General features: G+C 65.8%; 23 protein-coding genes. 7 read left to right on the top strand and 16 right to left on the bottom strand.

Annotation, left to right across the window (positions count from 1 at the left end; translation table 11 throughout):
* Positions 1 to 7 precede the first annotated feature (7 nt).
* The 3 genes from WCE05_RS16475 to WCE05_RS16465 all read left to right on the top strand — a co-directional run bounded on the left by WCE05_RS16475 (position 8) and on the right by WCE05_RS16465 (position 2444).
* Positions 8 to 727 (top strand): thioesterase II family protein, encoded by a 720-nt coding sequence (locus tag WCE05_RS16475; protein ID WP_225790331.1) that lies wholly within the window; start codon positions 8 to 10, stop codon positions 725 to 727.
* Between the two features lie 77 nt (positions 728 to 804).
* Positions 805 to 1356, top strand: coding sequence for a hydrolase (locus tag WCE05_RS16470; RefSeq protein ID WP_225790332.1), 552 nt, complete (start codon positions 805 to 807; stop codon positions 1354 to 1356).
* A complete protein-coding gene (locus WCE05_RS16465) occupies positions 1353 to 2444 on the top strand; it encodes a DUF1615 domain-containing protein (RefSeq protein ID WP_368816172.1) in 1092 nt (363 codons plus the stop codon). Before WCE05_RS16470 ends, WCE05_RS16465 begins: the two co-directional genes overlap by 4 nt.
* A gap of 69 nt (positions 2445 to 2513) precedes the next feature.
* Here WCE05_RS16465 and WCE05_RS16460 read toward each other — a convergent pair whose 3' ends face one another.
* From WCE05_RS16460 to WCE05_RS16420, 9 genes are all read right to left on the bottom strand, one after another.
* Positions 2514 to 3416, bottom strand: a complete 903-nt coding sequence (locus WCE05_RS16460) for a metal ABC transporter solute-binding protein, Zn/Mn family (RefSeq protein WP_225790362.1) — start codon at positions 3414 to 3416, stop codon at positions 2514 to 2516.
* Between the two features lie 2 nt (positions 3417 to 3418).
* Positions 3419 to 4318 carry a metal ABC transporter permease gene (locus WCE05_RS16455; RefSeq protein ID WP_225790333.1) on the bottom strand — a complete coding sequence of 300 codons (900 nt, stop codon included), beginning with the start codon at positions 4316 to 4318 and terminating at the stop codon, positions 3419 to 3421.
* Positions 4318 to 5064, bottom strand: a complete 747-nt coding sequence (locus WCE05_RS16450) for a metal ABC transporter ATP-binding protein (RefSeq protein WP_253081084.1) — start codon at positions 5062 to 5064, stop codon at positions 4318 to 4320. Before WCE05_RS16450 ends, WCE05_RS16455 begins: the two co-directional genes overlap by 1 nt.
* Positions 5061 to 5978 carry a metal ABC transporter substrate-binding protein gene (locus WCE05_RS16445; protein ID WP_225790335.1) on the bottom strand — a complete coding sequence of 306 codons (918 nt, stop codon included), beginning with the start codon at positions 5976 to 5978 and terminating at the stop codon, positions 5061 to 5063. Before WCE05_RS16445 ends, WCE05_RS16450 begins: the two co-directional genes overlap by 4 nt.
* A 16-nt stretch (positions 5979 to 5994) precedes the next feature.
* A complete protein-coding gene (locus tag WCE05_RS16440; protein ID WP_225790336.1) occupies positions 5995 to 6564 on the bottom strand; it encodes a DUF6162 family protein in 570 nt (189 codons plus the stop codon).
* On the bottom strand, positions 6561 to 6881 hold the full coding sequence (locus WCE05_RS16435; protein ID WP_225790337.1) for a hypothetical protein: 321 nt from the start codon (positions 6879 to 6881) through the stop codon (positions 6561 to 6563). The genes WCE05_RS16440 and WCE05_RS16435 overlap by 4 nt, the downstream gene beginning before the upstream one ends.
* Complete coding sequence (locus WCE05_RS16430) at positions 6878 to 7417, bottom strand: thiamine pyrophosphate-binding protein (protein WP_253081085.1); 540 nt, start codon at positions 7415 to 7417, stop codon at positions 6878 to 6880. The genes WCE05_RS16435 and WCE05_RS16430 overlap by 4 nt, the downstream gene beginning before the upstream one ends.
* Positions 7414 to 8613, bottom strand: coding sequence for a PepSY domain-containing protein (locus tag WCE05_RS16425; protein WP_225790339.1), 1200 nt, complete (start codon positions 8611 to 8613; stop codon positions 7414 to 7416). The genes WCE05_RS16430 and WCE05_RS16425 overlap by 4 nt, the downstream gene beginning before the upstream one ends.
* A 288-nt stretch (positions 8614 to 8901) precedes the next feature.
* Positions 8902 to 10236, bottom strand: coding sequence for a lysine N(6)-hydroxylase/L-ornithine N(5)-oxygenase family protein (locus WCE05_RS16420; protein WP_225790340.1), 1335 nt, complete (start codon positions 10234 to 10236; stop codon positions 8902 to 8904).
* A 192-nt stretch (positions 10237 to 10428) separates the two neighbouring features.
* Here WCE05_RS16420 and WCE05_RS16415 point away from each other — a divergent pair, with 192 nt between their 5' ends.
* A complete protein-coding gene (locus WCE05_RS16415) occupies positions 10429 to 10851 on the top strand; it encodes a hypothetical protein (protein ID WP_225790341.1) in 423 nt (140 codons plus the stop codon).
* A 49-nt stretch (positions 10852 to 10900) separates the two neighbouring features.
* On the opposite strand, the gene pbpG is transcribed toward WCE05_RS16415, so the two are convergent.
* Positions 10901 to 11827 carry a D-alanyl-D-alanine endopeptidase gene (gene pbpG, locus WCE05_RS16410; RefSeq protein WP_253081089.1) on the bottom strand — a complete coding sequence of 309 codons (927 nt, stop codon included), beginning with the start codon at positions 11825 to 11827 and terminating at the stop codon, positions 10901 to 10903.
* 243 nt (positions 11828 to 12070) lie between these two features.
* Complete coding sequence (locus WCE05_RS16405) at positions 12071 to 12253, bottom strand: hypothetical protein (RefSeq protein ID WP_225790343.1); 183 nt, start codon at positions 12251 to 12253, stop codon at positions 12071 to 12073.
* A 231-nt stretch (positions 12254 to 12484) separates the two neighbouring features.
* On the opposite strand from WCE05_RS16405, the gene WCE05_RS16400 reads away from it, so the two are divergent.
* Positions 12485 to 13309 carry a shikimate 5-dehydrogenase gene (locus WCE05_RS16400; protein WP_368816171.1) on the top strand — a complete coding sequence of 275 codons (825 nt, stop codon included), beginning with the start codon at positions 12485 to 12487 and terminating at the stop codon, positions 13307 to 13309.
* Between the two features lie 34 nt (positions 13310 to 13343).
* On the opposite strand, the gene WCE05_RS16395 is transcribed toward WCE05_RS16400, so the two are convergent.
* The 3 genes from WCE05_RS16395 to WCE05_RS16385 all read right to left on the bottom strand — a co-directional run bounded on the left by WCE05_RS16395 (position 13344) and on the right by WCE05_RS16385 (position 14801).
* Positions 13344 to 13592 (bottom strand): hypothetical protein, encoded by a 249-nt coding sequence (locus tag WCE05_RS16395; protein ID WP_225790345.1) that lies wholly within the window; start codon positions 13590 to 13592, stop codon positions 13344 to 13346.
* A 94-nt stretch (positions 13593 to 13686) separates the two neighbouring features.
* Entirely contained in the window at positions 13687 to 14214 is a 528-nt protein-coding gene (gene gloA / locus WCE05_RS16390) for a lactoylglutathione lyase (protein WP_225790346.1), read from the bottom strand.
* 224 nt (positions 14215 to 14438) lie between these two features.
* Entirely contained in the window at positions 14439 to 14801 is a 363-nt protein-coding gene (locus WCE05_RS16385; RefSeq protein WP_225790363.1) for a histone-like nucleoid-structuring protein, MvaT/MvaU family, read from the bottom strand.
* A gap of 360 nt (positions 14802 to 15161) precedes the next feature.
* Between WCE05_RS16385 and WCE05_RS16380 the strand changes: the two genes are divergently transcribed.
* Together WCE05_RS16380 and cobF are read left to right on the top strand one after the other, a co-directional pair.
* Complete coding sequence (locus tag WCE05_RS16380; RefSeq protein WP_225790347.1) at positions 15162 to 16451, top strand: OprD family porin; 1290 nt, start codon at positions 15162 to 15164, stop codon at positions 16449 to 16451.
* Between the two features lie 63 nt (positions 16452 to 16514).
* On the top strand, positions 16515 to 17258 hold the full coding sequence (cobF, locus tag WCE05_RS16375; protein ID WP_368816170.1) for a precorrin-6A synthase (deacetylating): 744 nt from the start codon (positions 16515 to 16517) through the stop codon (positions 17256 to 17258).
* On the opposite strand, the gene WCE05_RS16370 is transcribed toward cobF, so the two are convergent.
* Both WCE05_RS16370 and WCE05_RS16365 read right to left on the bottom strand, forming a co-directional pair.
* Positions 17230 to 18546 (bottom strand): glycosyltransferase, encoded by a 1317-nt coding sequence (locus WCE05_RS16370; protein ID WP_368816169.1) that lies wholly within the window; start codon positions 18544 to 18546, stop codon positions 17230 to 17232. The genes cobF and WCE05_RS16370 overlap by 29 nt on opposite strands.
* Before the next feature lie 71 nt (positions 18547 to 18617).
* Entirely contained in the window at positions 18618 to 18968 is a 351-nt protein-coding gene (locus WCE05_RS16365) for a response regulator (protein WP_368816168.1), read from the bottom strand.
* Positions 18969 to 19022: the final 54 nt, after the last annotated feature.

The following is a 19022-nucleotide window of genomic DNA, read 5'->3' as shown; positions in this document are numbered from 1 at the left end:
CGGGCCGGTGAGCGCAGTGAACCTGTTGTGCCTGCCTTATTCCGGCGCCAGCGCCATGGTCTACAGCCGCTGGCGCCGCAAGCTACCGGCCTGGCTGCAGGTACGCCCGGTGGAGCTGCCCGGGCGCGGTGCACGCCTGGGTGAACCCCTGCAGACCGACATGCAGGCCCTGGCACGCCAGTTGGCCAGCGAACAGCGCCTCGCTGCCAGTGCCCCCTATGCGCTGCTCGGCCATAGCCTCGGCGCACTGCTGGCGTTCGAGCTGGCCCATGAGCTGCAGGCCCTGGGCTGCCCGGCGCCGCTGGCGCTGTTCGCTTGCGGTACCGCCGCGCCGACCCGTCGCGAGGACTACGACGGCAAGCACTGGCGCGACCCCAAGTGCGACGACGAACTGCTCGCCGAGCTGCGCGAGTTGCAGGGGACGCCCGAGGAGGTGCTGGCCAACCAGGAGCTGATGAGCCTGACCCTACCGATCCTGCGCGCCGACTTCCTGCTGTGTGGCCGTTACGCCTATCGTCAGCGCTCGCCGCTGCAGTGTCCCGTGCATGTCCTGGGCGGCGAGGACGACCGGGCCAGCGAGGAGCAGTTGCTGGCCTGGCGCAGGGAAACCGTGGGCGACTTCTCCCTGGCGCTGTTTCCCGGTGGACATTTCTTCATTCATGAGCACGAAGACCGCGTGCTCGGCAGGCTGGCCGAGTCCCTCGAGCCGCTGCGCCTGTCCGCCTGATTGACGTCGCCCCCACCCTTGGTGGATCGTTGTGGCCCATCGCGGGCCACTCCTATTCCCAGGCAAAAGGGCAGACAATGCTGATCGATCCTCACAACGCCACGCTGCTGGTCGTCGACATCCAGGAAAAACTCATCGGTGCCATGAGCGACCCGCAGGGTACCCGGGCGCGGGCCCGCTGGTTGCTGGCCGCGACAGCGGACCTCGCGCTGCCGACGGTGATTTCCGAGCAGTACCCCAAGGGTCTGGGCCCGACCCTGGCAGAGCTCAAGGCAGCCTCGCCGGCGGCCGAGGTGGTGGAAAAGCTGTATTTCTCCTGCGTGGCCGCCGAGTGCCTGCCCGCCAGCCTGATGGCGCGCGAGCAGGTCATCGTCTGCGGCATGGAGACCCACGTCTGCGTGCTGCAGACGGTGCTCGGCCTGTTGGCCCAGGGCAAGCAGGTGTTCGTGGTCGAGGACGCCTGCGACAGCCGCACGCCGGCCAGCAAGGCGGCGGGCCTGGCGCGCATGCGCGATGCCGGGGCGCAACTGGTCACCCGCGAGATGGTGCTGTTCGAGCTGATGGGCAGTGCCAACCACCCGCTGTTCCGCCATATCAGCAAGACCTACCTGGTGGGCGAGCAGCCTTGAGCGAAACCACCGTCTGGCGCCAGGTACTGCTGGGGGCGGCGATCCTGGCGTTGCTGCAGGGGTGTGCCACGCCCCGTGGCGGGCCGGTGGCCGACCCGGCCAAGGTACAGGCCCAGGTCAAGCGCCTGCTGCCCGCGTCAGTGCGCGATCGCGACGGTTGGGCGCGGGATATCCAGACAGCGTTCAGTGCCCAGCGCCTGGCGCCGAGCAAGAGCAACCTGTGCGCGGTGCTGGCGGTGACCGAGCAGGAGTCGACGTTCAATGCCGACCCCCAGGTCCCCAACCTGGGGCGCATCGCGCGGGAGGAGATCGACCGGCGCGCCGCGCGCCTGCATGTGCCAGGCATGCTGGTGGAGGCTGCCTTGCAGACGCCCTCGAGCAATGGCCAGACCTACCAGCAGCGGCTGCTCTCGGTGCGCAGCGAGCGGCAGTTGAGCGGCCTGTTCGACGACTTCATCGCCGGCCTGCCGCTCGGCCGTACCCTGCTCGGTGGCCTCAACCCGGTGCGCACCGGTGGGCCGATGCAGGTCAGTATCGATTTTGCCGAGCGCCATGCCGAGGGCTATCCCTATGCCTACGAGGGCTCCATTCGCCAGGAGGTCTTCACCCGGCGTGGCGGCCTGTACTTCGGTATCGCCCACCTGCTGGGCTACCCCAGCCACTACGAGCGCCAGCTGTACCGTTTCGCAGATTTCAATGCCGGGTGGTACGCCAGCCGCAACGCAGCGTTCCAGGCGGCGCTGAGCCGGGTGACGGGCCAGACGCTGGCGCTCGACGGCGACCTGGTCGCCCCGGGTGCGATCATGCCCGGCCATACCGAGCAGGCGGCGCGCAAGCTGGGGGTGAAGCTTGGGCTGCGCAACCCGCAGATCCGCAGCCAGTTGGAGGAGGGCGAGCGCCTGGCGTTCGAGGAAACGGCCCTGTACCGCGGGGTGTTCGCCCTGGCCGATGCGGCAGCGGGCAAGCCCATGCCTCGGGCGGTGCTACCGGGCATCGAGCTCAAGAGCCCGAAGATCACCCGCAAGCTGACCACGGCGTGGTTCGCGGGGAGGGTGGACGAGCGTTATCGGCGGTGCATGCAGCGGTGATCATGGGGGCTGCGCAGCAGCCCCAGATGGCCCTCGATGAAAGCCCGCCTGCAACAAGGCCCCAGGCAATCAGAGGGTCAACGCTCCGACCACCTGGTCGACACTGGCCTTGAGCCCGGCCACGGCATCCGCCGGGTCACTGTCCACGACCAGCAGCCTGGCGCCGGCGGCCTCGATCACCTTGGCCACCGCTGGGTCCGGCTGGCGGTGATGCAGCACCAGGGCCACGTCCTGGGCCACGAGGTTGTCGCCCAGGGCCTTGAGCGCCGCCTCGTCCCATTTGTCTTCGGCCGGCAGCGGCTGCTCCACCACGTCCAGGTTGAGGCCGCTGGCCAGGTAGCCCAAGCGTTCGGACAAGCTCACCACGCTGAGGTTGTCGGCCTCGGCCAGGCGTGTCTGGCTGCTGGCGGCCAGCTCCAGCAACTGGCGCTTGAGGCCGGCGAGGTTGGCCTGGATCTTCGCCTTGTCGGCCGGCGACAGGCGCTCGAGATCGTTGGCCAGCACATCGGCCATGCGCCCCAGGTTGGTCGGGTTGAGCCAGGGGTAGGCCGCGAAGGCGTCGTCACCCTTGACCGCGATACCCGGCAAGGCACCGTCCACCGGGCGCGCAGCGTCGATCTCGACGATGCGGATGTTGCTGCGCCGGGCCATGGGGTAGAGCGGGTCGTCGCGCCAGATCGAGCGCAGGCCGATCACTGCGTCGGCCTGCTGCGCCGCCTTCTGCAGGCTGGCGCCACCGCGGCCGCTGAAGTACGACGGTTGGCGGCTGGCCGGCAGGTTGGCCGGGGCGGCGCGCTTGAGCTGCACGGTGGTGCCGTCGAGCAGGGCGACCGCCAGGCTGTGGGTCACCGGCAGGGTGGTCAGCACTTGCGTGGCCGCGACCTGCCCGGTGCGCGCGGTCGGTTGTGCCGCCAGGGCGAGGGAGGGCAGGCCGGCCAGGGCGAGGGCCAGGGTCAGGTGCTTGAGGCTCAGGGTCATGCCGGGTTTCCTTGCAGGCGTGGAACGAGGGCGCGGGCCAGGGCGGCGAGGGCGAAGCATGCGCCGGCGACCAGGATGATCGCGGCGCCCGATGGCACGGGCAGGTCGAAGACGATCGGCAGGAGGATGCCGAGCAGGGTGCTCAGGGTGGCGATGACCACCGAGGCGAAGAAGAACCCCTTGAGCGACTGGCTGACCAGGCGCGCGGCAGCGGCCGGGATCACCAGCAGGGCGCCGACCAGGATCGCGCCGATCACCTTCACCGAGGCCACGGTGACCAGGGTCACCAGCACCACGAACAGGTAGTCCAGCGTCTTCACCGCCACCCCGCGCACCGCAGCCAGTTGCGGGTTGAAGCTGGCCAGCATGATGCGGTTGTACAGCGGCACGGCCAGGGCCAGCACCAGGAGTGCGACGATGCCCAGCACCACCAGGTCCTGGGCGCTGACGGTCAGCACCGAACCGAACAGCACGTTCTCCAGGATATGCACGTTGATCTTGCCGGCCAGCATCAACAACAGGCTCGCCCCCAGGGCCAGGGAGACCGAGAGGAACACGCCGATCAGCGTATCCGGCGACAGCCCCGTGCGGTTGCGCAGGAAGTTGAGCAGGATGCCGAACAGCAGGCAGTAGCCGAACAGGCTGCCATAGGGGCCGGTGTACGGCTCGCCGAGCAGGATGCCGATGGCCACGCCGGTGAGCGCGGCGTGGCCGACCGCCTCGGAGAAAAAGGCGAAGCGCTTGACCACCACCAGGGTGCCCAGGCCGCCGAGTACCGGGCCGATCATCAGGCCGGCGAGCAGTGCGTTGACCACGAAACCGTAGGCCAGGGCCTCGGGCAGGTAGCCAGCCGTGGCCCAGTCCTGGACCAGCTGGCGGAAAGCTTCATAGCTCATCAGGCAAGGTTCTCGCTGCGAGGGTGGACGGAGAACAGCCCGAGCAGGCGCTCCGGGGTCAGGGCCTGGGCGGGCGGAGCATCGAACAGCACCTGGCGGCTCAGGCCCGTGACCCGGTCGGCCAGGCGCAGTACCGCCTCGAGGTCGTGCTCGATCCACAGCACCGTGGTGCCGGCCTGGCGCCAGCTGTGCAGCAGCTGTTCGAACACCTGGATACCGGCCTCGTCGAGGGCTGACATGGGCTCATCGAGCACCAGCAGTTGCGGCTCGGGGATCAGCCCCTGGGCCAGCAGCACGCGCTGGCGCTCGCCACCGGACAAGGCGCCCATGCGCCGCTTGCGCTTGTCGAGCATGCCGACCCGCTCCAGGGCGGCGTCGATGGCCGGGCGGATGCGCCGGGACAGGCCGAGAAACGCCGGGCGGCGCTGGCACATGGAGGCCATGAAATCGTCCACGGTCATCGGCAGGCCACGGTCGAACTCCAGGGCCTGGGGCACGTAGCCGATCACCTCCTGCTCGCTTGGCCAGTGCAGGGTCAGTTGGCCTTGGTGCGGCATCTGCCCGAGCAGGGTCTTGATCAGCGAGCTCTTGCCGCCGCCGTTGGGGCCGACGATGGCGTGCACGCTGCCGGCGGCGACGCTGAAGGCGACCTGCTCGAGGATGCGTGTGCGGCCCAGGGTCAGGTCGATGCCGGCGAACTCGATGCGCGGCCCGCAGGGCGCGGCGAGGTTGGCGGCCGCGGTCATGCGCGGTTCTCCTGGATGGCCTTGACCACGGTGTCGAGGTTGCGTTTCATCTCCACCTCGTACTTGTCCTTGGTGTAGTCGCCATAGGAAATGTGGGTCAGCGGATAGATGTGCACGCCGGACTCGCGCTGGATGGTGTCCACGTAGGCGGACGGGAAGTCCATCTCCGAGAAGATCACCTTCACGTCCAGGGCCTTGAGCTGGTCGATGGTCTTCTTCAACTGCGCCGGGCTCGGCTCGATGCCGTGGGCCGGCTCGACCACTGCGGTGACCTCCAGGCCGAAGTCGCGCACCAGGTAGTCGTAGGCGGCGTGGATGGTGGCCACGCGGAAGTCGGCGTTCGGCGCCTCGGTGACCTTGGCCAGGGCCTCGGCGCGCAGGGCACGCAGGCGTTTGGCGTAGGCGCGGGCGTTCTGCCGGTAGACGGCGGCGTTGTCCGGGTCGAGCTTGCCCAGTTCGCGGGCGATATTGTTGACCTGGGCGATGGTGGCGCTGATCGACAGGAAGGTGTGCGGGTTGACCACTTTGCCAGCCCCCCGGGCGGCGATGCCGGTGGCGGCCAGCAGCGGCACGTTCGCGTTGGCCTCGATGGTCTTGATCTGGGGCTTCTCGCTGGCGGCGATCATGCGGTCGGCGAAGTCGTCGTGGCCGATGCCGTTGAGCACGACCACGTCCAGGGTGCCGATGCGCTTGATGTCCTCGGCGCGCGGTTCATAGGCATGGGGATTGAAGCCGGCCGGGATCAGCGGCACCACCTCGGCCTTGTCGCCGACGATGTTGCTCACATAGCTGTAGTAGGGGTGCAGGGTGATGCCGATGCGCAGGGGCTTGCCGTTGTCGGCCTGGGCCAGGGCCGGCAGGACGCAGGCCAGAAGCAGGGGGAGGACGCGGCGGGCGAGGGCGGAGCGGAACATGGAGGAGTCCTTGGGTTCAGTGGCGGTGTTGGCGGGTGACCCCGGCGTCGTAGTGGCTGACCACCTGCTGCCAGCCGGCGGCGATCAAGGCCTCCTGGCCCAGGTCGGCGGGTGGCGTGGCGGTACCGTCGCGGCGTAGCCAGACATCAGGGTGGCTGTCGCCGTCAGGCGGCAGGACCAGCAGGAAGCTGCCGGCCACCTGGGCATCCTGGCTGCGGCCGAGGTAGGCGCCGGCGTCGAGCCACTGCCATTGGTGGTTGCCACGGCTCGCGCTACTGGCGTCGGCGACGAAGGGCGGCAGGCCATCCTCGGCCAGTGCCTCGACCTGTGGCGCTTGGCTTTGCTCTTCGCGCAGCGCCTGGATTTCGTCGAAGGCGACCCACAGGTCGGTATAGATGCCCTGTTCCGCGGCATTGAGGTCGCGGCGCACATCGAGCTGGTGGCTGGCCACGGCCTGCTCGTCCTGGCGCTCGCCCCGCAACCCCACCACCGTGGCGGCGAGCACCACGATCAGCACGGCGGCCAACAGCACGTACAGGGTTTCATGCCCGGCGCCTGCCGGGCGCACCAACTGGGCGCGACTCATGGTTCACCGATATCGGCGTAGTCCACTTCCACCACGTGGCCGGGCCCAGCATCGAACAGCACGTAGAACTCGCCGTCGGGGCGCTTGAAGGTCAGGGTCGAGTCATCACCGAGCTTGCCGCCGACCAGCACCTGTTCGTCGTAGCCGATCACGTCGAGGGTCACCCCCGGTGCGCCGCTGCCATCGGAGAAGCCGCCGGTGCACTTGATCTGGTCGCCGTCGACTGGCTCGCACTCGCACATGGGGTTGTGGGCCAGGGCGGGCGTGGCGGCCAGCATCAGCAGGGGCAGGGCGAGCCTGCGCATCAGGTGTTTCATTTCTTGCCTCCTTGTTTCTCGAGCCAGGCCACGGTGGCTGGCGACGCCTTGGCCAGCGGGACCGAGGCCTGGTGCATGCTGCCGTCCCAGCCTTCGATGGTGATCCAGATGTCGGCGTCGGGGTGGGTGCGCGGCGGGACCGGCAGCGAGGTACCCATGCGGTATGGTGCGCCGAAGAACAACGTGCCGGCGGCGCGCAGGCTGCGGGGCTTGCCGATGCGCAGGTAGACGGCCTTGGCGCCGTCGATGCAGGTCTTGCACAGTGCGGCGTTGAAGCTCTTGAAATAGCCCGCCGGGCCATTGGCCTGCGGTGGCTGGTCGCGCAGCTCGGCCAGGTCCAGGCTGTACGGGCCGACTTGGATGCCGCTGATCTGGTTCACGCCCAACCCAGCCTCGCCGCGAAACAGCTTGGCGTCGGCGAAGTACTTGGGCATGAAGCCCAGGGGAATGAGGATCAGCAGGATGTTCAGGTGGAAGCGCCACTTCAGCCAGAACTGCTTCAGGGGGCTGGCGGGCAGGGTCTGTGCCTGGCTCATGGCTGGATCTCCACGGTGGTTTCGCTATGTGCCTTGCGTGGCCGGGCCTCGCGCTCGCCGCGCTTGAGGGCGGCGGCGGTGGCCTGGGCGGTGCGCTTGGTCCAGATCAGCAGGCCGCTGAACACCATCAGGGTCAGGATCAGGCCGAAGAACGCCCAGATGAGCTTGATCGGCAAGCCGCCGAAGTCGCCGGTGTGCAGCGGGCGCATGGACTCGGTGACGAACTCCAGGGTCGAGCGGTCCGAGAGCAGGAACTGGCTGTCGACGTTACGGGTATAGGGGTTGACCTCGGCGGTCTGGAACATCAGCGGGTACCAGCCGCGCCCACCCATGCTGATGTGGCTGTAGGCGGTGCCTGGCAAGGAGATGAAGGTGATGTCCAGGCCGGGGATCGCCGTGGTGGCGATGCGCTGGGCCTCGTTCAGGTCGATGCGAGGGGCAGGGCTGCCGTCCTCGGTGCGAGGTACGTCCTCGCGGGCGATCACTGGCACCACGGGTTCGGTGGAGATCGTGATGTGGTTGTCGGCGAGGATCGCCTGGATCAGGAACCAGGTGCCGGTGATGGAGATCACCGCGATGAACCAGATCGACCAGACACCGGCCAGGCGGTGCAGGTCGCCCCAGAAGATCCGCGGCCCATGGCTACGCCGCGGCAGCTTGAAGAAGCCTTTCCAGAACTTCTTGTAGACCACCAGGCCGGTGACCAGCGAGGCCAGCATCGGCAGGCCTAGCAGCGAGACCAGGTACCAGCCCCAACTGTAGCCGTTGGTGAACGGCACCAGCCACCAGCCGTGCAGGGCGCGGGTGAAGGCTTCGAAGTTGAAGTCCGGCATCTTGCCCTGGATCGCGCCGGTATAGGGGTTGACGTAGAGCGTCCGTGACGTGCCGTCGGCGAGGGTGGCGCTGGCGGTCAGTGCGAAGTGCGAACCATCCGGCTGGCTCAGGGAGCGCACCACCATGTCCGGCTCGGCCTTGTGCATGGCGTCGAGCACCTGTTGGAAGCTCAGGCGCTCGGCATCGTCGTTGGGCTTGGTCGCACGCACGTCGGGGTTCGCCAGCCAGACGATCTCCTGGCTGACCACGGCCAGCATGCCGGTGAAACAGACGATCAGGACGAAGAACCAGATCGGCAGGGCGAGCCAGCTGTGGACGAGGAACCACAGCTTGGACTTGGATTTTTTCGTTTGTCGGGCCATCGGTCGGTCTTCTGAAAAATGAGGGTCGAGTCACGGCTCAACCTGGAGGCTGCATCTAATAAGACGAATGAGAATCGAAATCCTGCCACTGTAAATGAAAGCAAATATTTCAGCGATGGCCATTAGGGGCTTTCGGGCCTGCCTGGGCCCTGGTTTTCTGCAGATTGTATCTGGGAGGGGTTGCCAACTGGGCATCAGCGGGCGGCACAGCGCCAGGAGGGGGCGCTGTGTATGGGGGAGGGCGCTTCAAGTTGAACAACATTGGGGCTGCGTTGCAGCCCCTGATATTCAGGCGCGGGTAAGCGCTACGACGTCATGTGCCCCCGTGGCTTGTTTGCTCAGGTGCTTGTACAGCGACTGACCGATTTCAGCGGCGCGTACCGGCAGCACAGACAGCAAGGTATCGCTCAGGCCATGGGATGCTTCGCAGAAGCCTTGTAGGTAGACACTGGCGCCGAACTCCGGGCTGGCCAGGGCGCGATAGTCGCGGTCCACGTCGAAGTCCTTCAGGTGCTGCTGCAGGGGGGCGAGCAGTTCGCGGTGGGAGCGGCGCTCGTAGCCGGTGGCGAGGATGACCGCGTCGTAGCGATGGGTCTGGCGTACGTTGGTGGCCAGGTCGCGCAGGGTCAGTTCGATACCTTCGGCGGTGTTCACCACATCTTCGATAGTGCGACGGCAAAGTACGGCATGACGGTGATTGTGGGCGACCTTCTGGCGATAGAGAATGCCGTAGATGCGTTCGAGCAGGTCGACATCGACCACCGAGTAGTTGGTGTTGTGGTACTCGGCGATGAGTTTTTCGCGCTCGGCGTGGGGCTGGTTGAACACCAGGTCGGTGTACTCGGGGGCGAAGATCTCGTTGACGAACGGGCTGTCGTCGGCCGGTTTGAGGGCCGAGGCGCGCAGGATCATGTCGACCTTGACCGACGGGTAGCTGTCGTTGAGGTCGATGAAGGCCTCGGCGGCGCTCTGGCCGGAGCCGACCACGGCGATGCGCATCGGCTTGCCCTCGGTGCAAGGCAGTTGCTGCAGGGCGCTCAGGTACTGGGAGTGGTGGAAGATACGAGGGTCGCCCTTGAAGGCGCGGAAGGCCTCGGGGATCTTCGGCGTGCCGCCGCTGCCGACCACCACCGAACGTGCACGGCGCAGGTGTTCGCGACCCTGCTGGTCGCGAGATACCAGGCGCAGGTGATCGACGCGACCGTCGCGCAGTTCCGGTTCGATGCGCAGCACCTCTTCGCCATACACCGCCTGGGTGGCGAAATGCTCGGCGGCCCAGCGCAGGTAGTCGTTGTATTCCAGTCGGCAGGGGTAGAACGTGCCGAGGTTGATGAAGTCGGCCAGGCGTTGTTTCTGGTGCAGGTAGTTGACGAAGCTATATGGGCTGGTGGGGTTGCGCAGCGAGACCAGGTCCTTGAGGAAGGAAATCTGCAGTTCGCTCTGGGTGGCCAGGGTGTTGCCGTGCCAGCGGTAGTCGCTCTGCTTGTCGATGAACAGGGCATCGAGGGCATGGCCGTTGGTTTCGGCGAGCTCTTCCAAGGCAATGGCCAGGGCCAGGTTGGAAGGGCCGAAGCCGACGCCGATAAGGTCGTGGATTTTTTCGGGGGAAGAGGTCTGGCTCATGGAGGCGTTCCTTGGATAGTCGTGTAGAGGCGCCGCGCAAGGCGCTCCGAGTCCTGTGCAAGTACACCGATTAGGACGAGCCGGAGGGTGGAGAATTTACCTGGGGGGCTTGCGGCGGTCACTCGACTCAAGAAATGTCCTGGATAGCCGATAGAAGCGGGGTACAAGGACTCAAGTGAGGACATGGGGAACATGGTAGGAATCACCGCAATCAACATCCCCGCGGCATCGCTGCCCAATGCTGGCGAGGTGAGCGAGGCCGGGCAGGGGCGCCAGCGCGAAGGGCGCTTGCAGGTCGATGTGTCCGGGCTTCGTGGTGGCGAGCGAGCGCAACAGGCGCAAAGTGCCGAGGACAGCAGCGAGCCGCCGCACATCAAGCAATTGCGCGAGATGATCAAGAAGCTGCAGAAGCAGTTGGCCGAGGAGCAGAAGCAACTGGCCGAGCTCATGCAGCGGGAGATGGACGAAACCAGCAAGCTGGCGGCGGTCAGCGCCAAGCAGGCCAGCATCGCCACCCTCAATGGCGAGATCCTGGCGGCTACCGCCCAGTTGCTCGAAGCGCTGAGCAAAGCCGGTGGCAGCAGTGCTGGCGGTATGGTCAGCACCCAGGCCTGAGAGGGCCTGGGGTGTCACCTTGGGCTGCAACGCAGCCCTGGCTGCGCAGTCAATCCGCTGCCAGCCGCGCGCGGTTCTGGCGTTCGGCCTTGTACTGCATCGCCACCGCCGGCGCCGGCTTGGCCGTGCCGGTTTCCAGCCATTGGCGCATGCGGCTGGCATCGGCGAAGTGGGTGTACTTGCCGAAGGCGTCGAGGATCACCATGGCCACCGGGCGGTTGTCCATCTTGGTCAGCAGCACCAGGCAGTGGCCGGCATCGTTGGTGAAGCCGGTCTTGGTCAGCGTGATGTCCCAGTCGCTCTTGTTCACCAGGTGGTCGGTATTGCGAAAGCCCAGGGTGTAGTTGGGCTTGCGGAAGGCCACGGTCTTCTCGCGGGTGGTGGACAGCTCGCTGAGCATCGGGTACTTGCGCGACGCCAGCAGCAGCTTGGCCAGGTCGCGGGCCGTGGAGACGTTCTGGGTCGACAGGCCCGTGGGCTCGACATAGCGGGTCTGCGTCATGCCCAGGCTGCGGGCCTTGGCGTTCATCGCCTTGATGAAGGCGCCATAGCCACCCGGGTAATGGTTGGCCAGGCTATTGGCCGCCCGGTTCTCCGACGACATCAGGGTAATCAGCAAGGTCTCGCGCCGGTTCAGTTGGCTGCCCAGCCGCACCCGCGAATAGACACCTTTCATCTGTGGGTTGTTGGCGATGGTCATGGTGAGCATTTCGTCCATCGGCTGCCTGGCGTCGAGCACCACCATCGCGGTCATCAGCTTGGTCACCGAAGCGATGGGCACCACGCGGTCGGCATGGCTGGCGTACAGCTCCTTGTGGGTGTTCAGGTCGATCAGCAGGGCGCTGCCAGAGGCCAGGTGCAGCTTGGCGGGGTCGCGTTGTACCTGGGCCGAGGGTTGTGCAGCAGCGGTCGACGGAGGGATGGTGGTTCCTGTGAGCAACAGCAGCAGGCTGAGAATGGACAGGGGAGTTTTCACGTTGAGGCTCACTAAAGGTTGGTATGTCGTTGGCTGTGCAAGGGTTTCCCCCAGAAACCGTGCATTCTGGAGTATGGTCGAAGTGCTGTCGATTGCTCGTTGATCGCAGGCGTCGAAATGAAAAAAGCTTCATGCTGGAACGTTTCTCCCCGGCGCCGTTCGTCGGCTCGCCAGGTCAAAAAAAAAGCCCGCCAGGGAAGGCGGGCAACAGAGGCATAGAGAGCAACGCACAACAAAATTCGTTCAGGCGAGCAAGCTTGTAGCCTGCAGTCGTTCGGCAAGGGCCTGGGCCGAAGCCCGCGATGCCAGCGGGCCGCTGACCGCCTCGCCATTGCGCACCAGGTACCAGCAGGCCAGCATCCCCTGTTCACGCAAGGGAGCCGGGACGGCGCTGCCGATGACGGACATGATCTGGATAGTGGCCATTGGGTATCTCCTGTGGAACTTGGCCCTACCTTACGGAGCCGTCGGCGCGTTTTGAAATCAACTTCCTCGATAGTGATCATTGCTTTTATCAACGATCGCCAGCGCAGTGGGTGTCCCCATGATGACAGCGGTGACCGTCAAGCGAGTAGCGGGTGCAGGGTAAAGGTTGTGTAAGGATGGCAGGCACTCTCTGTTACGCTGCATGAACGATTCAGCGAGAAGGAACAGGCAATGGCCATCCCACCCAGCAGAGACACCGTCCTGTGCATTTCCCTGGCCGGGCGGCCCGGCACCTTCGGGGTACGCTTTCACAACCACCTCTACCAGCAGTTGGGCCTGGACTATTACTACAAGGCCATGACCACCCAGGACCTGCCGGCGGCGGTGGCGGGCATCCGGGCCCTGGGTATTCGCGGTTGTGGCGTGTCGATGCCCTACAAGGAAGCCTGCATGGCGCTGGTCGACGAGATCGACCCGTCGGCGGCGGCGATCGAATCGGTCAATACGCTGGTCAATAGCGACGGCCATCTGAAGGCGTACAACACCGACTACCTGGCGGTGCGCCAGTTGCTTGCACGGCATGAGGTCGATCCGGGTACCGCGTTTGCCTTGCGTGGCAGCGGCGGTATGGCCAAGGCGGTGGCCAGCGCGCTGCGGGACGCCGGGTTCCGGGAAGGGATCATCGTCGCCCGCAATGAGCAGGCCGGGCGGCAATTGGCGGATGTTTGCGGTTATCGCTGGCAGGCCGAGCTGGACGACCTGTGCCCGCCGATGCTGGTGAACGTCACCCCGATCGGCATGGCGGGCGGGCCCGAGGCGCAGCAGCTGGCGTTTCCGGAAACTGCCATCGCGGCGGCCGAACGGGTATTCGACGTGGTCGCGATGCCGGCGCGCACGCCGTTGATCGCCCGGGCCGAGGTGTTGGGCAAGCCGGTCATCACTGGGTTGGAGGTCATTGCCCTGCAGGCGCTGGAGCAGTTCGTGCTGTACACCGGGGTGCGTCCGACGCAGGCGCAGGTGGACGCCGCGGTGGTCTATGCCCGGGGGCAGGATTGACGGGGCCGCTGTGCGGCCCCCGGTTCACCAAGGCTCAGAAGGCCTTGCGATGGCCATCCAGCTGCTGGTCGACCAGCCACCGCCCATGGGCGAGCGCCGCATGCTGGGCATTTTCCAGGTCGCAGAGAAACGCCATCTTCAATGGCAGCGCGATGCGCCTGCTGGTGTGCCCTTCCGGGTCGGTGATCCGGCAGCCGGCGGCATAGGGCAGGGGGGAGTCCGGGTGAGCCATCACGCTGGCGGTGATGGTGTGGTCGCGGTATTCACAGTGAAGGGTTTGCATCGTCCTTACCTCGCTGTGGCTTGGAAGCGGTCATTTCCATATACCACAGCGAGGGGCCGGGAGTTCCCGGCCCGACGAGCGTACCGCGCAGGTTTCAGCCCTGGAGTTCGCCAGGCTGGATGATTTCCACCCAGTAGCCGTCCGGGTCCTTGATGAAGGCCAGGTGCTTCATGCGGCCATCACTCAGGCGCTTCTGGAAGGGGACTTCCAGGGCTTCGAAGCGCTCGCAGGCTGCGCGCACGTCCGGCACCGAGATGCAGATGTGGCCGAAGCCGCGCGGATCGGTGTTGCCGTCGTGGTAGGCGAACTCGGGGTCGTTCTCGGTGCCGTGGTTGTGGGTCAGCTCGAGCACGCCAGGGATCGACTTCATCCATTGGTGGCGCTCGGCGTCGTCGGCCGGGATCCGGGCCGGGTCGACCAGAGCCAGGAAGTACAGGCTGAAGGCCGCTTCCGGGAAGTCGCGCTTGTCCACCAGGCTGAAGCCTAGGACACGTGTGTAGAAGTCCAGGGACTTCTCGATGTCCTTGACCCGCAGCATGGTGTGGTTGAAGACGAAGTTGGCGGTGGCGGCGTCCGGCTGGGCGGTGACGCCGGGCAGGGTTTGCAGGTCGTGCAGGCTCATGGGTACTCCAGGAACGGGGCTGGGCCGTGAGGCGCCAGCGGTAAAGACAGGTGCGTCATGATACGGCAGTCAGGTGGGCGCGCAAATGAAAACGCCCTGCACGAAGGCAGGGCGCTGGAATTAGAGGCCCGCATGTGCGGGCGCGTGATGGGGTCGCTAGTCCTTTAGCTGGTTCGATACTGGACCAGCCGCTGTGAAAAAAGTGTGAAGTGTGTGTTGATGTTTCATGAGCGCACCCAACTTTCCACGGTCTTGGCGCCGTACTGTTCTTTCCAGGCCTTCAAGCCACGATGGTTGCCGCCTTTGGTCTCGATCAGCTCGCCGGTGTGCGGGTTCTCGTAGACCTTCACCACCCGCGGGCGGCGTTGCTGTTTCGGCGGTGTGCCCGGGGCCTTGGCCGCCTGCTTCGGATCGAGGATGGCAATGATGTCGCGCAGGCTCTTGTCATAGCTCTTCATCAGGCCGAGTAGTTTCTGCTCGAATTCGATTTCGCGTTTCAGGCCGGCATCCTTTTTCATCGCTTCCAGTTGCGCCATCTGCTCCTGAAGCGCTTTTTCGGCAGCACGAAACTCTGCAAGTCTGGACACTGTCATCACTCCTGTAAGTCTGCCGTGGCATGACGTGACGAACATTGAAAAGCAATAAACGCCGGCCACGCGGTGGGAAAAAACTGTTCGCTGATAATGAGTGTAGTAGTCGTCGGCTAGTGGGTAAACCGCAAACTTTCAATTCATTATCCGGGAACTTTGCTAGTTTTTTGCGCGGTATTGGCCAAGGTGCGCGGCATGCCCTGCCCGGGTGTCTAGACCATGGTCCAATGGCCTGTCGTAGAGCGCCCGGGCGATCATGGCAGATGATGGCAGGGATCTTTTCCCGCAGTCTTGCAGTCCCGGGGGCAAACTGCGCTCCCGGTTGGTATTCGCCCTTCTTTTCGGATGTCCCCTCGCATGTTTGCCCCCTTTCCCCTGGCCCCTGGGCGCCGTGTTGCCGGCCTGTTCTTGCTGTGCGCCGCTATCGATGCCCAGGCCGCCGGTTTTCTTGAAGACAGCACGGCCAAAGTCGAAGCACGCACTGTCTATTTCAACCGGGATTTGCGTGATGGCCACAGCAGTTCCAGCCAGGGCGCATCGAAACGTGAAGAGTGGGCGCAGGGTTTCATCCTCGATGTTCGCTCCGGTTATACCCAGGGCCCACTGGGTTTCGGCGTGGATGCCCTGGGCATGGCCGGCTTCAAGCTCGACTCCAGCCCGGCAGACAGCAACAGTGGGCTGTTGCCCTCCAGTGGCCATGACCCGCGCCGTTCCGCCGACGAATACGCCAAGCTGGGCGTGGCCGGCAAGCTGAGGCTGTCGCGCACCGTGCTGCGTTATGGCTCGATGATGCCGGACATGCCGCTGCTCAAATACAACGATGGCCGCCTGCTGCCAACCCTGTTCCACGGTGCCATGCTGACTTCGCAGGAGGTGCGCGACCTGAAGCTCACCCTGGCACGCCTGGACAAGTACACCGCACGTGACTCCACCGACCGCCAGGACATTCGCGTCCACTGCAAGAACAAGCGCTACGCCTGCGGCATCGAGGCCGACCACTTCGACCTGGCCGGCCTCGACTACCGTTTCAATGACCGCCTCAGCGCCCAGTACCAGGTGGCGAAGCTGGAGAACATCTATCGCCAGCACTTCCTCGGCCTGGTGGCCAGCCAGCCGTTGACCTTGGGTAGCCTGGTCGCCGACCTGCGCCTGATCAAGAGCGACGACATCGGCAACGCCCGCGCCGGAGCGATCGACCACCGCGCCTTCAGTGGCATGCTCGGCTACAACCTGGGTGGCCACAAGGTCAGCGCCGGCTGGCAGCGCATGTACGGCGAGAGCGCGATGCCGTACCTCGACGGCAGCAATCCGTACCTGGTCAACTACGCCCAGGTCAACGACTTCGCCGCGGCCCAGGAGCGTTCCTGGCAACTGCGCTACGACTACGATTTCAAGGCTCTCGGCGTGCCAGGGCTGACCTTCTTCACCCGCTACATCAACGGCGACCATATCCGCGTGCCAGGCAGCACCGCCGAGGGCCGGGAGTGGGAACGCGACACCGAGCTCAAATACCAGGTGCAGGGTGGCACCTTCAAGGACCTCAGCGTGCGCCTGCGCAACTCCACCTACCGCAGCAACTACGCACAATGGGCGCGGGACATGGACGAGACGCGGATCATCGTCAGCTACAACTTCTCGATTTTGTAGGACGCTTTACCCGATGCGGGCGGACGGTCGACAATGGCCGCTGGTTTGCGGACGGGCGGGGCGATGAAACAACTCCTACTGATTGGCATCGGGCCAGGCGATCCTCGCCAGGTCACCTTCGAAGCGGTGGACGCGCTGCGGCGCGCCTCGGTGTTCTTCGTGCTGGACAAGGGCACCGACAAGGATGAGCTGGTGCGCCTGCGCAAGGCCATCCTCGAGCGCTACCGGCCGCAAGGTGGTTACCGCCTGGTGCAGGTCGAGGACCCGCGTCGCGATGGCCAAGCGCCGGACTATGTCGGTGCGGTGCAGGACTGGCACCAGCAACGTGCCGCCCTGTATGCCCGCCTGCTGGAGGACGAACTTGGCGTCGAGGATGTCGGCGCCTTCCTGCTGTGGGGCGAGCCGGGGCTGTACGACAGCACCCTGCGCATCCTCGACCTGGTCTGTGAACGGGGTGTGGCGCTGCGCCTGGAGGTGATTCCCGGGATCAGCAGCGTACAGGCCCTGGCGGCGCGTCACCAGATTCCCCTCAACCGTATCGGCGAGCCGCTCACCGTGTTGCCGGGCCGGCGCCTGGCCGAGCAGGCGCGTATCGACAACGTGGTGGTGATGCTCGACGGCCAGTGTGCCTTCGCCGAACTCGACGACCCGGGGCTGACGATCTACTGGGGCGCCTACCTGGGCACCGCCGACGAGATACTCATCGCCGGGCCCCTGGTGGCGGTCAAGGCGCAGATCCTCGAGGCCCGCGAGCAGGCGCGGCGGCGCAAGGGCTGGATCATGGACACCTATCTGCTGCGGCGCTAGTGGCCTGCACGTCGGTCAGGCGGTTCTTCGCCTCGATCCATTGGGCCATGTACTGGGTGCTCTTGTGCTGGTGATGGCGCAGCATGGCGCCGGTGAAGTTGTACAGGCGCTGCTCGGCCAGGTGCGCCAGGCTGTGTTCGATCCGCTCGACCAAGGCCGGGCCGTGGCGACGCTGGTCGTAGCGCGCCTGGAGCAATGGCGCGCAGGCAGCTTGCGCCTGCTGCCAGGCTGCTTCGTCGCTGTACAGACGCACGGCGGCCTCGGCCAGCCCTTCGGCGGTGCTCGCCACCGCGCCGGGCCAGGGCAGTGGGCCATGCATGGCCTCGGCACCGATCGGCGTGGTCACGCTGGGTGTGCCGCAGAGCATGGCGTCGGTCAGCTTGCCCTTGATGCCGGCACCGAAGCGCAGCGGCGCCAGGCAGATGCGCGCGGCGCTCATCACCGCCAGGGCATCCTCGGCCCAGTCCTGCACATGGAAGCCTTCGCGCGGGTTGTGCAGGGCCGTGGCCTTGGGTGGGGTATAGGCACCGTACAGATGCAACTGGGCCTCGGGCAGGCGCCGGCGGATCATCGGCCAGAGGTTGTGCTTCATCCACAGCACCGCGTCCCAGTTCGGCGCATGGCGGAAATTACCGATGCTCAGGAAGTGCTGGCGTTCGGCGTACGGGCGCAGGCTCTGGGTGGCCGGGTCGAGCATCAGCGGGCACCAGTGCAGCAGGTAGTCCGGCACGCCGAAGCCGTTGACCAGCAGGTCGATCTCCACGTCGGAGATGATCAGCGACAGGTCGCTGCGGTAGATCGCCGCCAGTTCCCGCTGGGTCAGGTCGGCCGGCGCCATCTGGCGGAACAGGTCGGGGCCGCTGGTGTTGAACAGGGCGCGGAAATCGTTGGGGTCCAGGCCCTCCACCAAGCGCCGGCGCAGCAGCTGGTGGCGGGCCTCGCGCAGGCTCTGCAGGTCGGAGGTCTCCAGGACGCGCAGGGCCTGCGGGCAATGTTTCGCCACCCGCCAGCCGAACTGCTCCTCCATCATGAAACGGTCGAACAGCACGACGTCCGGGGCCAGGTCGACGACGAAGCGGTCGAAGCTTTCATCGTTGAGGGCGATGGCCTGTTCGGCGATACCCAGCGCGGCGAGGTCGGCCTTGTGCTCGCCGACGCTTGCCGGGCTGGCGAAGGTGATGCGCCAGCCGTGGGCCAGGAAGCTTTCGAGGATCTGCATCATGTGCCCGCCGGCGGCGGAGGAACGAGGCTCGGGCCAGACGTAGCCGATGACCAGGACGTGGAGCATGGGGGAGGGCCTTGGGGGTCAAAAGGTGCTATTTAATCATGAGTCGATGGGAATGGCCCTGTCCCCGCACCTCACGGCCTACCCAGTATCCCCACCACCTTTTCACGCAACTGCTCGATGCTGAACGGCTTGCCGATCAGGTGCATGCCCGGCGGCACCTCGACGCTTTCGGCATAGCCGCTGGCGAACAGCACCGGCAGTTGTGGCCTTGCCTGCCGCGCCCGGGCCGCCAGTTCCTCGCCGCGCATGTCTGGCAGGCCCACATCGGTCATCAGCAGGGCCAGGGGCTGCCCGGGATCCTCGAGGATCGCCAGCGCGGCAGTGGCGCTTGCTGCTTCGATGGCCGTATAGCCCAACTCGTCGAGCACTTCGACCATCAGCATGCGTACGATGTCGTCGTCTTCGACTACCAGAAGTTGCATGATCCGGGGTCCTGTTCAGGGAAAAGGGGATTTCTACTCAGTGCCTGCGGCGCT

The organism is Pseudomonas sp. I2, assembly GCF_040984075.1.
Classification (GTDB): domain Bacteria; phylum Pseudomonadota; class Gammaproteobacteria; order Pseudomonadales; family Pseudomonadaceae; genus Aquipseudomonas; species Aquipseudomonas guariconensis_B.
The sequence above is the reverse complement of the archived record's forward strand: the minus strand, read 5'-3'. Positions and strand labels throughout refer to the sequence as shown.

Coding starts and splice junctions, on each gene's coding strand:
- WCE05_RS16455 (WP_225790333.1), bottom strand. CDS start 4,318: ATGAGCTATGAAGCTTTCCGCCAGCTGGTCCAGGACTGGGCCACGGCT.
- WCE05_RS16450 (WP_253081084.1), bottom strand. CDS start 5,064: ATGACCGCGGCCGCCAACCTCGCCGCGCCCTGCGGGCCGCGCATCGAG.
- WCE05_RS16380 (WP_225790347.1), top strand. CDS start 15,162: ATGTTTGCCCCCTTTCCCCTGGCCCCTGGGCGCCGTGTTGCCGGCCTG.
- WCE05_RS16425 (WP_225790339.1), bottom strand. CDS start 8,613: ATGGCCCGACAAACGAAAAAATCCAAGTCCAAGCTGTGGTTCCTCGTC.
- WCE05_RS16405 (WP_225790343.1), bottom strand. CDS start 12,253: ATGGCCACTATCCAGATCATGTCCGTCATCGGCAGCGCCGTCCCGGCT.
- WCE05_RS16470 (WP_225790332.1), top strand. CDS start 805: ATGCTGATCGATCCTCACAACGCCACGCTGCTGGTCGTCGACATCCAG.
- cobF (WP_368816170.1), top strand. CDS start 16,515: ATGAAACAACTCCTACTGATTGGCATCGGGCCAGGCGATCCTCGCCAG.
- WCE05_RS16420 (WP_225790340.1), bottom strand. CDS start 10,236: ATGAGCCAGACCTCTTCCCCCGAAAAAATCCACGACCTTATCGGCGTC.
- WCE05_RS16430 (WP_253081085.1), bottom strand. CDS start 7,417: ATGAGCCAGGCACAGACCCTGCCCGCCAGCCCCCTGAAGCAGTTCTGG.
- WCE05_RS16370 (WP_368816169.1), bottom strand. CDS start 18,546: ATGCTCCACGTCCTGGTCATCGGCTACGTCTGGCCCGAGCCTCGTTCC.
- gloA (WP_225790346.1), bottom strand. CDS start 14,214: ATGAGCCTGCACGACCTGCAAACCCTGCCCGGCGTCACCGCCCAGCCG.
- WCE05_RS16395 (WP_225790345.1), bottom strand. CDS start 13,592: ATGCAAACCCTTCACTGTGAATACCGCGACCACACCATCACCGCCAGC.
- WCE05_RS16415 (WP_225790341.1), top strand. CDS start 10,429: ATGGTAGGAATCACCGCAATCAACATCCCCGCGGCATCGCTGCCCAAT.
- WCE05_RS16365 (WP_368816168.1), bottom strand. CDS start 18,968: ATGCAACTTCTGGTAGTCGAAGACGACGACATCGTACGCATGCTGATG.
- WCE05_RS16445 (WP_225790335.1), bottom strand. CDS start 5,978: ATGTTCCGCTCCGCCCTCGCCCGCCGCGTCCTCCCCCTGCTTCTGGCC.
- WCE05_RS16435 (WP_225790337.1), bottom strand. CDS start 6,881: ATGAAACACCTGATGCGCAGGCTCGCCCTGCCCCTGCTGATGCTGGCC.
- WCE05_RS16440 (WP_225790336.1), bottom strand. CDS start 6,564: ATGAGTCGCGCCCAGTTGGTGCGCCCGGCAGGCGCCGGGCATGAAACC.
- WCE05_RS16400 (WP_368816171.1), top strand. CDS start 12,485: ATGGCCATCCCACCCAGCAGAGACACCGTCCTGTGCATTTCCCTGGCC.